Genomic DNA, 13799 nt, shown 5'->3' on the forward strand with positions numbered 1-13799 from the left:
CTGCCGGTTTGCGCCATCGGCCTCAGCCTGAGCAACTTTCAAGTAGAAATCATTTTTTAATAAACGGACAGGCACGAGCGACTTTAAACTAAGTTTGGTATCCCCTTCTTGAGCTTCAATAATTGCGTTTTTGAAATTTGCATGTGCCGACGATTCGCTTGAAGCCGCAAATAAAGAACCTATTTGTACACCTTGAGCACCTAAGGCAAAGGCAGCAAGCATGGCTCTTCCACTCCCAATTCCACCGGCAGCAATAAGCGGAATGGATACCGCATCATAAATTTCGGGCACTAAGCATAGCGTTGTAGTTTCTTCGCGTCCATTATGCCCACCCGCTTCAAATCCCTCGGCAACGATAGCATCAACGCCACATTGCTCCGCTTTTTGAGCAAATTTCTTATTGGCAATAACATGCACCACAGTAATATTATTTTCCTTCAAAAAGGGAGTCCACAAGGCAGGATTTCCTGCAGAACTAAAAACAATCTTCACCTTTTCCTCTACAATAATATTCATGATCTGCTCAATATCAGGGTATAGAAGAGGAACATTTACACCAAAAGGGCGATTTGTTGCACGTTTACATTTCTGAATATGCTCTCGCAAAACCTCTGGATACATCGAACCCGCCCCAATCAATCCGAGTCCGCCAGCATTACTTACCGCCGAAGCCAAACGCCAGCCACTGCACCAAACCATACCCCCCTGAATAATTGGATACTCAATATTGAACAGTTTTTTTATTGCATTCATGGCTGTATTTGATTTTTATAAATCTATAACTAAATCATTTTCAATACTTTAGACTTATGCGTAATTTCCATTCCCTGTATTTCAGAAATGAGATTTAAACCCGGAATTTTACCCTTTTCAATAGATCCAAAAGTCTTATCAATTCCTAAAAATTGTGCCCCATTGATAGTTGCCCATTTCATCATTTCGCTCGTTAGCAGATGAGGGAAATGCTTTTTAATACTTTGCATTTCAGATAATATACACAGTTTTTCATTCGAAGCCAAACTATCAGTCCCGAGGGTAATATTAAAACCCGAATTTATAAACAATTCAACATCAGGCAATTGGCTTTCAATATATTGATTTGCATTTGGACAAAAACACCAATGTAAATCCTTCCCAGATTGTTTCGCTTTGGCGATATCCTCTGCATTAGTAAAGGTGTTATGAACAAGTAGAACCTTCTGATTATCAGAGATTAATGGCAAAAGGGTTTGCAAGGAAGTCTGCCCCTGAGCTTCAAAAAAGTCGATATTAAGATTCAACATTTTATAGAAATCTAAAAAAGCCCCTTTTTTATTTAGGAATAAATCATTTTCAGGCTCACTTTCTTGATTGTGCATGCTAAACAGGTTTTCATGCTCATCAGAATACGATTTTATGAATTCGAAGAGCTGCTTTGAGACCGAATAAGGTGCATGTGGAGCGAGGGAAGCATGTAATGGTGCAAAATTGGCTTTAAGTTCAAGCGCCTTTTCAAAGGCTATTTGAGCCCTTGCGGGATCAAAGCCAAGAAGTTCAATAAAAGTATGGTAAAAGATCTTGCTTTTTTGCTTTATGGATACCGATAAATCTATGTTTGAGATATCTCCTACGGCTATAATTCCATTGTCAAACATCTGTGAATCAGCATCATGCATGGCTTGCAATAGCTCTGAATCATCTGCTGATCTTAGCGAAATTACTGATTTGATGAAATCTACTAGTCCCCTAGCACGTGGAATTTTTCCTAGCATATGCGAAAGTTCCAAGTGGCAATGTGCATTCACAAAACCAGGAACGATAATGCCTTTATGCCGTTCAATAGATGCAGACAACTGAGAAATTTGATTAGGGCTCAATACATCCAAAATCTCACCCGATTCATGAAGCGCAATTACCCCATCCTTAATCGGTTCAGAAGAAACTGGAAAAATATAATCTGCACTGAGGTATCTAGGCATAAAGCAAAAGTAGGAGATTATGTCCTATCCTAAAATAGGTTTACACAAAAAATAAAATATGGAACAAATAGTTCAAACATTAAGGTTATTAAGGTGGATGTACAAAAAAATATAATTTTACTGATTACCGCCCTTTCTATCTAAATACTATGTACTAAATACTAAGTACTAAATACTGTCTTGTACTGAAATAGGTTTACACAAAAAATAAAATGTGGAACAAATAGTTCAAACATCAAGGTTATTAAGGTGGATGTATCAAAAAAATATAATTTTACTGATTAGCGTCCTTTCTATCTAAATACTATGTACTAAATACTATGTACTCTCAATAACAGATCGCGACCTATCCCTACGCGGTAAATGAACAAAAATTCGTATTTTTGCAATAATGCCAGATTCTCATAAAATAGACATACGCAGTTTATCACCTGATAAGCTAAAAGAGCACTTCATCTCCATTTCAGAGCCTGCCTTTAGGGCTAAACAGGTATATGAATGGCTATGGGAAAAGTCGTGTACTGATTTTGAGGAGATGAGCAATCTTTCCAAAGCTTTGAGAGAGAAATTGAAGGAAAGCTTTACAATTAATAATGTAAAGGTACATCAATCGCAGTTTAGCGCCGATAAAACCATAAAAAGCACCTTCATGCTTTACGATAATAATATAATTGAGGGCGTTTTAATTCCGGCTACCGACCGTATGACGGCATGTGTTAGTTCACAAGTTGGTTGTAGTCTGACCTGCAAATTTTGTGCAACAGGATACATGGATCGTAAGCGTAATTTAAATGCCGATGAGATATACGATCAAGTAGTTTTAATAGATAAGCAAGCGAAGGAAAACTATCAAATTCCATTGAGCAATATTGTTTACATGGGTATGGGTGAGCCTCTTTTGAACTATGCTAATGTGTTAAAGTCGGTAGAGCGAATTACCGCAAAAGACGGCTTAAACATGGCAGCCAAACGTATTACGGTATCAACTGCAGGCATTGCCAAAATGATTAAAAAATTGGGGGATGATGAAGTCCGATTTAATTTAGCCCTGTCCCTCCATGCCGCAAACGATGAAAAGCGAAATACCATTATGCCTATCAACGAGCAAAACTCATTAAAAGCATTGGCTGAAGCTTTGAAATATTTTTATTCCAAGACTAAAAATCCCGTTACCTATGAGTATATCGTTTTTAACGATTTCAACGATAATATTAGCGATGCCGAGGAGCTTGTAAAATTCTGCCGACATATTCCTTGCAAGGTCAATATCATTGAATACAATCCGATCAGCTTTGCCGATTATGAAAATGCAGGTATTGATAAAATTGAAGCTTTTGCGGCACATCTCCGAAAAAGTGGAATCAATACCAATATTCGTAGAAGTAGAGGCAAGGATATTGACGCTGCCTGTGGACAATTGGCGGTGAAGAGTTAAGGTTTATTCTAGACTTTAATTAACTAAGCCAGCTTTTAACTTTTAATAATAATGGAAATAAATAGATAAAGGCTTTTACGGGCAAAATCAACTTTAACATTAAAATCCAATTGTGTTTTCCGTAGCTAACCTTAAAATCTCTAGCAATATAATTATTGAACCCCCGCTTAATTATTTCTTGATTAAAAGGTATATGCTCGCAAACAGATTCTAATCTATTTAATGGATTCAACACATTTTTATATCGTAATCCTTTAATTGCCTGATAGTTATAAATACCCACGCCGCCAAAAGCAGAAATTATTGGGAGCAATGGAGTGGTTTTAATTTTTCTGTTTATTGATTTGAATGTTTGACCTAAAGACACAGGCGAATATGAAAATTGTTCCACTAAAGGATATTCCCATACCGCAAAAATGTCATAATAAATTTCAGACTTTCCAAAGGCAGATTGCATTATACTCATGCCATTTGAGAAAATTGCACCAGTTTTTTCATCAAAAGATTTTATAGCATTTATCAATCCCTCTAAAGAGATTTCTAACACATCAATGTCTATAACTATCACTAAATCAATTGGTTCTACTATCTTATCTATAAAATCTAAGTATAAATTTCTGTACGCAACCATTTTTTCAATACGTTGAGTACTAGTCATAGGATTTATATTTACATCACTATTTCTTGGGATGGTAACTGTTTCAAAATCGTTTGAAAGGATAGTTACATTTTTAGAATTTTTTTCCCAATCATTCAACAATAACTTGGTCGCGTCGATACTATCATTTTCAACCACAACTACTTGAGAATAAGATAATTGGGCGCGAAAACTCTCCAGCAAAGGAATATTAATTCTTAAACTGTTTTCACAATCACGTGCAAGAGCTGCAATTATTATATGCTTATCTATCATTGATTGTCAAAGTAAATAAATGTTTTTTATTTAGACATAATTGTTTAAAACTAAAAATAAACAATCCTTTGTTGAGTACGGTGGCCGATTCATCTATTATACTGAAGCTTTTGCGGGATATTTGGTTGGTCCTCTGGTCGATGTTGTAACCGTACCAGCCAACACCTAACATCGTCACCTACCGTTTACTAAATAAGTCGACACACTAGAGTTCTATCCCATTCTCAAATCCTAAATTAAATCATGAAAAAAAAATTAGGCTATTTAGGAGATTTATTAGCTCTGTTCTTTCCTGAACTTTGTGCTGCTTGCGGAAAAAGTTTATTCAAAAATGAGCGTATAATATGCACCAACTGTGTCTATCATCTCCCACAAACAAACTTTCACGAAGACCCTAACAATAAGATGGCCAGGCAATTATGGGGCAGATTCCCTTTTGTGCAGACCATTGCTTTCTTGTATTTCCGCAAGGGCAGCAGAATACAAAATATGATGCATAAACTAAAGTATAGGAAAAGTCCGGAGACTGGCATCCGCCTCGGTGAGCTCTATGCCTATGAGCTAAAAAGGTCAGATATTTTCAAGAAATCAGACTTAATTATGCCTATTCCACTGCATCCTGCAAAGTTTAAAAAAAGGGGGTATAATCAGAGTGAATGTATTGCTAAGGGACTTTCAGCGATCCTGAATATCCCTATCAACACCAAAAATTTGGTAAGGCTTGAAAATACAGAAACTCAAACCAAGAAATCACGCTATGCACGATATGAAAATTTAGTAAGCGCCTTTGATGTAAAAGAAAAATCAGAATTGATAAACAAGCATATCATGCTCATTGATGATGTAATGACCACTGGAGCAACGCTCGAGGCTTGCAGCCTCCTACTTCAGGAAATTGAAGGAGTTAAAATCAGTATTTGCACGATTGCTTATGCGGAGTGAGGTATTTGAATTGCAAGCTTCAATTGTTCCTTATAACAAGGGTTTGCTTCGTCGTGCCTCCTCGCAATGACATGGGAGGAGGACTTGTCATTGCGCGCGCAGCAAAGCAATCTATTCCTAGTAACAAGAGTTTGCTTCGTCGTGCCTCCTCGCAATGACAAGTCGGATAATAGCCCACATCGATGATATGAGAAATTTCAAAAAAAATCCCTCATCACAATTGCAATGAGGGATCCTTCTAATTAATAATAAAATTACTTCGCGTAAAGCGGATGTTTTCCCATCATCTCATTCACCTTCTTACTTACCTTTTTAGCATTGGTAGCACTATCCGGTTTGGTAATCACCTCATCAATAAGCTCCACAATCTTTTCCATGTGTTTTTCTTTTAAACCACGAGTAGTCACAGCGGCAGTACCCACACGAATACCTGAAGTTACAAATGGTGATTTATCATCAAAAGGAACCATATTTTTATTAACCGTGATTGACGCTTCGCCCAAAGCATTTTCAGCATCCTTACCCGTAATATTTTTATTTCTCAAGTCGATAAGCATCATGTGATTATCAGTCCCGCCCGAAATTAACTGATACCCACGACTAACAAATGCTGCAGCCATAGCTTCCGCATTTTTCTTCACTTGAATGATATATTTCATGTAGTCTTCGCTCAAAGCTTCGCCAAAGGCAATGGCTTTTGCAGCGATAATATGCTCGAGCGGTCCACCCTGAGTGCCCGGAAAAACAGCCATATCCAATACCGAAGACATCATTCTAATCTCTCCCTTCGGAGTTTTATGTCCCATAGGATTTTCAAAGTCCTTACCCAATAAGATCATTCCACCCCTCGGACCTCTCAATGTTTTATGCGTAGTAGTAGTTACCACATGGCAATGCGGAAGTGGATCGTTTAGCAAACCACGAGCAATTAATCCAGAAGGATGAGAAATATCTGCCAATACTAAAGCACCAATTTCATCGGCCACAGACCTAATAAACTTATAATCCCAATCGCGCGAATAGGCCGAAGCACCACAAATAATAAGTTTTGGCTTTTCCTTCAAGGCAACTTCCTCCATTTTTTTGTAGTCAATTAATCCGCTTTCGCGATCAACTCCATAGAAATGAGGCTTGTATATTTTACCAGAAAAATTTACTGGAGAACCATGTGTAAGGTGCCCACCATGCGACAGATCGAAACCCAAAATTTTATCTCCTGCGTTTAACAATCCTAAGAATACAGCTGCATTTGCCTGCGCACCTGAATGTGGCTGAACATTGGCCCAACTAGCATTAAACAATTGCTTGGCACGCTCAATAGCTATATTTTCAACCTCATCAACAACCTCACATCCACCATAATAACGTTTACCGGGTAATCCTTCAGCATACTTATTAGTAAGTACAGAACCTGCAGCTTCCATAACCTGCTTGCTAACAAAATTCTCGGAAGCTATTAATTCAAGTCCAGTTTCTTGTCTTACCTGTTCCTCATCAATTAGGCTGAATATAAGTTTATCTCTCTTCATGGATGGTTTGATTGTATTTAATGTAAATATGAGTTTCTATGTTTAAAAATACAAATTAAGAATGGATTGAACTGATTTTAGACTCAATCCAAAAATTATTATAACCTAAACCGGTTTGAATCGTAATTAAATCCTGTTGCAGCATTTCTAACATGGCAAGGAAATTATATACAAAATGGACTTTATTGTCAGAATTTGCTAACAAAGTATTGTAATCCAGTCTTTTATTTATTGTAAGAAGCTGATCAATTAACTTCTTTTGTGTCTCAATCTGATAAGGATATTGCTCTACTACATGCTGCTGCTTATTATCGCGCTGCAAACTCCTGTCATAAACTCGATGGAAGGTGAGCATTAACCTATAAAGATTTAAAGATTCGAGCTCTTCACCAGGCTCAGCTAGGAGGGCAATTTGCTTCAAATCTTCGCTAATACTACCTCTTTTTTCTTGTTTAAAACGCTCATCTTCAAGTACTTTTAAATGTTCTGCAATTTCCTTAAACTTTTTATATTCAATTAGTTTTTGAATCAGATCACGCTTTAAATCAATTTCATTGCCTTCATCATCCAAATCAGGGCGAGGCAAGAGCATTTTGGCTTTGATGCGCATCAGAGTAGCAGCCACAAATATAAATTCGCTCGCCAATTCAATATTTAATGAATTCATCTGATGCAAATAATCCAGAAAATCGTCTGTTATGCTGGCAATTGGCACGTCCTGAATATCTAACTCATCACGTTCAATAAAGAATAAAAGCAGATCAAAAGGACCTTCAAACTGAGGAAGGCGTATCTCAAAACCGTCGGGAGAAAGCATATTATTGTCAAAAATAAGAAATTGGAATCAGTTTTGTGCTATAAAATATCGGGAAAAAGCAGTAAAAATTCGGTAGGGACAGGTCGCGATTTGTCCCTATCAAACAATCATCGAAAATCTATGGGAAATATGAATAAATATTTTTTAAAATATTAGAATGAAAACGGCTGGTAAGGTGACAACACCTACCAGAGGAGCGAACCGCAAGGACAGGTCGCGAATTGGGTATTAATATATTTCATGGATATTATGGAGGACAGGTCGCGACCTGGCCCTGTGCGAAACATCAAAATATATTCAACCCTCATTTTATATTTTAAGAATTATTAATATATTACATTCTAATTACCTAAGCTTATCGATATTCATTCATCTTTCTTAGTCAAAAAAGTAAAATGTTTGACAAATAAGTTATTTTTGCGGTTCAAAAATTTATAATCCTACATGCAAGTAAAGGCGGGCGAATATTTAGAGCAGATCAATTATCCTTCAGACTTGAAAAAGTTTAAAGAGGAGGATCTTGAGCGTATATGTTCTGAACTCAGACAATTTATTGTTGATACCGTATCGGTAAATGGTGGACATTTTGGTTCCAGCCTTGGGGTAGTGGAACTAACTGTTGCCTTACACTATGTGCTAAATACACCATACGACCAATTGGTTTGGGATGTTGGGCATCAGGCATACGGACATAAAATTTTAACAGGAAGAAGAGATTCTTTTCATACCAATCGTATCTATAAAGGTCTGAGTGGATTCCCAAAACGATCTGAAAGTGAATATGATACATTTGGCGTAGGACATTCATCTACCTCTATTTCGGCGGCCTTAGGAATGGCTGTTGCCTCTCAATATAAAGGTGAAAAAGACAGACAGCATGTGGCTGTAATTGGCGATGGTGCGATGACTGGTGGAATGGCCTTCGAAGCGCTTAACCATGCAGGGATAGAAAATTCAAACGTTTTGGTTATACTGAATGATAATTGCATGTCAATCGATCCAAATGTTGGTGCTTTAAAAGAATATTTAACAGATATTACTACCTCTAAGTCTTACAATCGATTTAGGGATGATATTTCTAGTGTCTTAAGCAAAATCTCTGAACTCGGACCCAATGCGCATGATATTGTCAAGAAAATTGAGAAAAGTATTAAAGGCGGACTATTAAAAAAGAGCAATTTCTTTGAGGCTCTTAAGTTCAGATATTTCGGTCCGATAGATGGCCACGATGTTAAACACCTCGCAAAAGTCTTAAAAGATTTAAAAGATATTCCCGGTCCAAAATTACTACACTGCGTAACAGTGAAGGGTAAAGGCTATGCTTTGGCAGAAAAAGACCAAACAAAATGGCACTCACCAGGGCTTTTCGACAAAATTACTGGAGAGATTAAAAAGTCGGCGAACGATAAACCTACAGCACCAAAATACCAAGATGTTTTTGGGCATACCATAGTTGAGCTCGCAGAAAAGAATGCTAAAATCATGGGTATCACTCCGGCGATGCCTTCAGGATCATCCCTAAACATCATGATGAAGGCCATGCCAGATCGTGCTTTTGACGTGGGTATTGCTGAGCAGCATGCGGTTACTTTTTCGGCAGGCTTAGCTACTCAGGGAATGGTTCCTTTTTGCAATATCTACTCTTCATTTATGCAAAGAGCTTATGATCAGGTAATTCATGACGTGGCCATCCAAAAATTAAATGTTGTTTTCTGCTTGGATCGTGCAGGTTTTGCGGGCTCCGACGGACAAACACATCATGGTGCCTACGATTTGGCATACATGCGTTGCATTCCAAACATGGTGGTTTCTGCTCCAATGAATGAAGAAGAGCTGAGAAATTTAATGTTTACCGCCCAGCAGGAAAATATGGGTCCTTTTAGCATTCGCTACCCTCGTGGAAATGGGGTGATGCCCGAATGGCGTCGTCCGCTAAAAGCTATTGAAGTTGGGAAAGGTAGAACAGTTTGTGATGGCGATGAAGTTGCAATATTAAGCATCGGACACATTGGTAATGAGGCAGTTAAGGCATGTGCCGATTTAAATACTGAAGGTATAAATCCCGCTCACTACGATATGCGTTTCGCAAAGCCCATTGATGAAGAATTACTCCACATGGTCTTCAAAAAGTTCAAATATGTAGTCACCGTAGAAGATGGATGCCTTCAAGGCGGAATGGGCTCTGCAGTTTTAGAATTTATGGCCGATCATAATTATTCAGCTACTGTGGTTAGATTAGGAATTCCTGACCGCATTGTTGAACATGGTGAACAGCCTGAATTATGGGCTGAATGTGGTTTTGATGCACAGGGAATAATAAAAACGGTTAAATCTTTTGCTGTTAGTAGAGCGTCTAGGGTGATGGCATCCTAGGTAATAGGCTCTTTGCTAAGCATCATGATTTTCTAAAAAAATCTTGCAAGAAAAATTAAAATTCAAATAATACATAATGACAGATTAGTCAATTGTATTAAAATGATTTAGCGATTTTTTTATGGATTAGTCCTAAGTTTATTGCAGAAAACTTATTAAAGAATTATTATCAATTAGAATATAAAAATAAAAGCGAGGAGCTAAAGCTAGTAGAAAATAGATTTTTATTTTCAACTATACATACCTATTAATCAATTTAAATAATTAGTCAAAAAGATATAATTCACTTATTTTTACGAAATTAACAACCAAATAGGTGTAGATTAAGAATTATATAAAAACTGAATGTTTATTTTCCCTCTAATTTATATTTCTTCATTTTTTATTGCTTTAAAAAATCTTATTTCTAGAAATAGTCAGGGATTATTTTTGTTTTTAATTTTAGGTCTGCCAATATACACTACTAGTCTATCTGTTGCTTTACAAATCGGTTTTGGAAGTTTTATTCCTTTCATGCAGCCCCTTAAAGAGCTAATAATTCTTATGGCTCTAGGTATAAGCCTATGGGAGTTGGATAAAAAAATCCATTTCCAAGCTATTGATTATGCTATTTTACTCTTTTTTGCTGTCAACTTAATTTATGTACTGCTCCCAATTGGGAACTATAGCTTTGCCAATAAATTGATAGCCTTTAAAAGCTCTAGTTTTTTTACAATAATTTATTTTTCTGGACGACTATTTGACCCTAAAAAACTTTACTTAAGCAAGTATTATCATTACATATTAGCTGTTTTTATTTGTGCAGCAGCAATTTTATTATTTGAAATTATTAGTGATCAACACTTTCAAAATTTAACTGGATACGCAGACTACAATTTTTATTATTTTAACCAGGAAGCGACTGGAAACTTTGGACTTTCATGGACGTTCGAAACATCTACGGGATTAAAAAGATTTAGTAGTTTTTTTGCTAACCCCCTTGAATTTGCTGCTGCAACATTACTTACGTTAGCAATTATTGCAGGGCTTTATACAAATGATAATAATGAAGTAAAGATTGATAAATTTGGAATATTAGCAATTCTAGCTACACAGTTTTCAATATTTTTCGCTTTGTCAAGATCTTCATTGGCAAGTTATTTCATTATGATTTTCATTTATGCATTGATAACGAAGAAGCAAATCTTACTTAAAATAATTTATGCATTGATTATTTTAGCAGTCACATATTTTATATTCTTCATGTTGATTTGGACTCCAGATCTTTACGAATTTATTGTTGAAACCATCACATTTACTAACCCTTCAAGTATTGGTCACGTGATAGCTTGGATTGAAGGGATAGAAGCAATATTCAGGAACCCTTTGGGTTTAGGTTTAGGCAATTCAGGAAGAGTTTCAGGAAGCCTTGGAGATTCTGTTGGTGGAGAGAATCAATACATTATTATTGGTGTACAAACTGGACTTATTACATTATTAACTTATCTATGGATACATATTTATTTCATCAGAACATGTTGGAAATGGTATCCTAGATTGAAGGGCAAAGAAAAGAAAATATGTTTAAGTTTATTACTAATGAAAATTGGATTTATAATTCCTCTTTTTACCTCAGAATTAGAATCCTCAGTTTATATTTCTTATTTAAGTTGGTTTTTATCCGGGCTTTTTATTCATATAATTTCCAAGCATTCAATTAATCATAAAGAAATAAATTTTATTTAAAAGAATGTCGAAAATGGGTTTAATTGCTTAATTTTACAGGTTGATTATTGTAGTGAATGTCGAAAAAATTAAAAATTGGAGTTGATATCCGAGATCTTAGGATTGCGAAAACAGGTTCAAAGACTTACTTAGAAGAAATCTATCATCAATTTAAAAGTGGTAAGTACGACCATGAATTTGTTTATTTTGATAGTTTATTCTCTGTATATCAAGGTCGTTCCAAAGCATTAAAACTAATTGAGCACATCAGATTTATTATTTGGAAGCAACTTACACTTCCAATAAAAGCTAGAAAAAACCGCTGCGATATACTTTTTTGTACAGATTATTTTGTGCCTTATTTTACTCCAGGTTTTATCGCTATCCCCATTTTTTATGATGCTTTTTTTTATGAGTATTCTAATCATTACAACTCAATATGGCTAAAAATATTTAAATTCTTAGGAGTAAATGCCGCTAAAAAAGCTCCGTTTTTAATTACTATAACCGAATACACAAGAAATAGAATTTCATACTTTACTAAAATTGACAAAGAAAAAATCAAAACTATATACCTTGCACCAAAGAAAATAGCAGTCACTAAACCAGAACCAGGATATATACCAAGTATTTCTATTCCTACATCAAAATTCATTTTACATATCGGTACATTAGAAAAAAGAAAAAATCTAGTCAGACTAATCGAAGCATTAAAACTTGTGCATGAGGCCGGCTATACTGATTATTCTTTAATTCTTGCTGGTCAACCTAGTCCCAAGACCGACATGGATGACAGTAAAAACATTCATGAAGCCATCAATGCATTAGGATTGCAGAGCCATGTACTAACAACAGGTTATGTAAATGATAAAGACTTAGCCTATTTTTATGCGAAGGCTGAAATTTATGCCTTTCCATCAATTAATGAAGGATTTGGCTTACCTGTTTTAGAAGCCTTTCATCATCAGATCCCTGTAATTGTCGCCAATAATACCTGCCTTCAAGAAGTAGGTGGCGATGCTGTTCTAAGTTTCAATCCATTTGATGTTCAAGAAATTGCTGAAAGTATCAAAACAATCATTAAGTCGCCGAAACTAAGAGAAGAACTTATTTTTAAAGGTAATCAAAGACTAAAATTATTCTCTTGGGAGAAAAATGCAGAAGAATTATTGGAAACATTTCAAAAAGCTGTCAATAAAAATTAGCATTTTTGGGAATTGTTTTTCGCATCAGATGTTATTCGAAGAAGAAGATACATCTTTAAAATAAATTAGTGAAGAAAGCTTTAATATGCGGGGTTTCTGGACAAGATGGTTCATACCTCGCAAAATTCTTATTAGAAAAAGGGTATCAGGTATTTGGAGCTTCCCGCGATGCCCAGACTTCCTCATTTATAAATTTAAAAAAACTTGGTATTAAAGATGAGATAAATCTTATATCCATTAATATTACCGATTTCGGAAATACTCTTGAGTGCATTAATAAAATTAGACCAGATGAGGTTTATAATTTAGCTGGTCAAAGCTCTGTGCGACTTTCCTTCGAGCAACCTCATGAGACTCATGATAGCATCAGCACAGGAAATCTTAACCTTTTAGAGGCTATTAGATTCAGCAATTTACCCATTAAGCTTTACAATGCGGGATCAAGCGAATGTTTTGGAGACAGTAGCATTCCTGCAAACGAAAATACTATTTTCCACCCCCGAAGCCCCTATGCAATTGCAAAAGCAACAGCATTTTGGCAAATTGATAATTACCGTGAAGCTTATAACCTTTTTGCATGCACAGGGATTCTTTTTAACCATGAATCTCCTTTAAGACCAGAGCATTTTGTTACAAAAAAAATTATTTCTGGTGCTTGCAAAATATATCGCGACAAATCTCATAAAATCAGCCTTGGCAATATTAATATTGAACGCGACTGGGGCTGGGCTCCTGATTATGTTGAGGCCATGTGGCTTATGATGCAAAAAGATCAACCTCATGATTATATTATTGCCACAGGAAAAAGCCATACCCTTAAGGAGTTCATAGATATTACTTTTAAAGCTTTAGACCTTGATTGGGAAAATCATGTGGTCATAGATGAAGTTCTTAGAAGACCAACTGATCTTCAAATAGGTAGA

Annotated in this window: 11 protein-coding genes; 6 read left to right on the plus strand and 5 right to left on the minus strand. The window is 36.0% G+C overall.

Translation table 11 applies throughout. The annotated features are described in order from the left end of the window. Positions 1-753, minus strand: a 753-nt coding sequence (locus tag ACIQ0D_RS07355; protein ID WP_395804219.1) for an NAD(P)H-dependent flavin oxidoreductase, incomplete at its 3' end; no start/stop codon positions are given. 29 nt (positions 754-782) lie between these two features. Continuing rightward, positions 783-1958 carry an amidohydrolase family protein gene (locus ACIQ0D_RS07360; protein WP_395804221.1) on the minus strand — a complete coding sequence of 392 codons (1176 nt, stop codon included), beginning with the start codon at positions 1956-1958 and terminating at the stop codon, positions 783-785. A gap of 391 nt (positions 1959-2349) precedes the next feature. Here ACIQ0D_RS07360 and rlmN point away from each other — a divergent pair, with 391 nt between their 5' ends. Next, positions 2350-3393: a 23S rRNA (adenine(2503)-C(2))-methyltransferase RlmN gene (gene rlmN / locus ACIQ0D_RS07365; protein WP_395804223.1), complete on the plus strand. Its 1044-nt coding sequence runs from the start codon at positions 2350-2352 to the stop codon at positions 3391-3393. A 19-nt stretch (positions 3394-3412) separates the two neighbouring features. Here rlmN and ACIQ0D_RS07370 read toward each other — a convergent pair whose 3' ends face one another. Further along, the gene (locus ACIQ0D_RS07370) at positions 3413-4306 is read right to left on the minus strand and encodes a hypothetical protein (protein WP_395804225.1); all 894 of its coding nucleotides are present in this window, start codon (positions 4304-4306) and stop codon (positions 3413-3415) included. Between the two features lie 243 nt (positions 4307-4549). Here ACIQ0D_RS07370 and ACIQ0D_RS07375 point away from each other — a divergent pair, with 243 nt between their 5' ends. Continuing rightward, positions 4550-5248: a ComF family protein gene (locus ACIQ0D_RS07375; protein ID WP_395804227.1), complete on the plus strand. Its 699-nt coding sequence runs from the start codon at positions 4550-4552 to the stop codon at positions 5246-5248. Positions 5249-5502: 254 nt separating this feature from the next. Here the strand turns inward: ACIQ0D_RS07375 and glyA are convergent, their stop codons facing one another. Together glyA and ACIQ0D_RS07385 are read right to left on the minus strand one after the other, a co-directional pair. Continuing rightward, on the minus strand, positions 5503-6777 hold the full coding sequence (glyA, locus tag ACIQ0D_RS07380) for a serine hydroxymethyltransferase (protein WP_395804229.1): 1275 nt from the start codon (positions 6775-6777) through the stop codon (positions 5503-5505). A 55-nt stretch (positions 6778-6832) separates the two neighbouring features. After that, complete coding sequence (locus ACIQ0D_RS07385; RefSeq protein WP_395804231.1) at positions 6833-7594, minus strand: segregation and condensation protein A; 762 nt, start codon at positions 7592-7594, stop codon at positions 6833-6835. 444 nt (positions 7595-8038) lie between these two features. On the opposite strand from ACIQ0D_RS07385, the gene dxs reads away from it, so the two are divergent. The 4 genes from dxs to ACIQ0D_RS07405 form a co-directional block, all read left to right on the plus strand. Beyond that, positions 8039-9967 carry a 1-deoxy-D-xylulose-5-phosphate synthase gene (gene dxs, locus ACIQ0D_RS07390; RefSeq protein ID WP_395804233.1) on the plus strand — a complete coding sequence of 643 codons (1929 nt, stop codon included), beginning with the start codon at positions 8039-8041 and terminating at the stop codon, positions 9965-9967. Between the two features lie 429 nt (positions 9968-10396). After that, positions 10397-11692, plus strand: coding sequence for an O-antigen ligase family protein (locus ACIQ0D_RS07395; protein WP_395804235.1), 1296 nt, complete (start codon positions 10397-10399; stop codon positions 11690-11692). 56 nt (positions 11693-11748) lie between these two features. Beyond that, positions 11749-12876: a glycosyltransferase family 4 protein gene (locus ACIQ0D_RS07400; protein WP_395804237.1), complete on the plus strand. Its 1128-nt coding sequence runs from the start codon at positions 11749-11751 to the stop codon at positions 12874-12876. A 68-nt stretch (positions 12877-12944) separates the two neighbouring features. Further along, positions 12945-13799: GDP-mannose 4,6-dehydratase (locus ACIQ0D_RS07405; protein WP_395804239.1), on the plus strand; the 855-nt coding region annotated here is incomplete at its 3' end.

The sequence above is a fragment of the Daejeonella sp. genome (assembly GCF_044342615.1).
Lineage (GTDB): Bacteria > Bacteroidota > Bacteroidia > Sphingobacteriales > Sphingobacteriaceae > Daejeonella.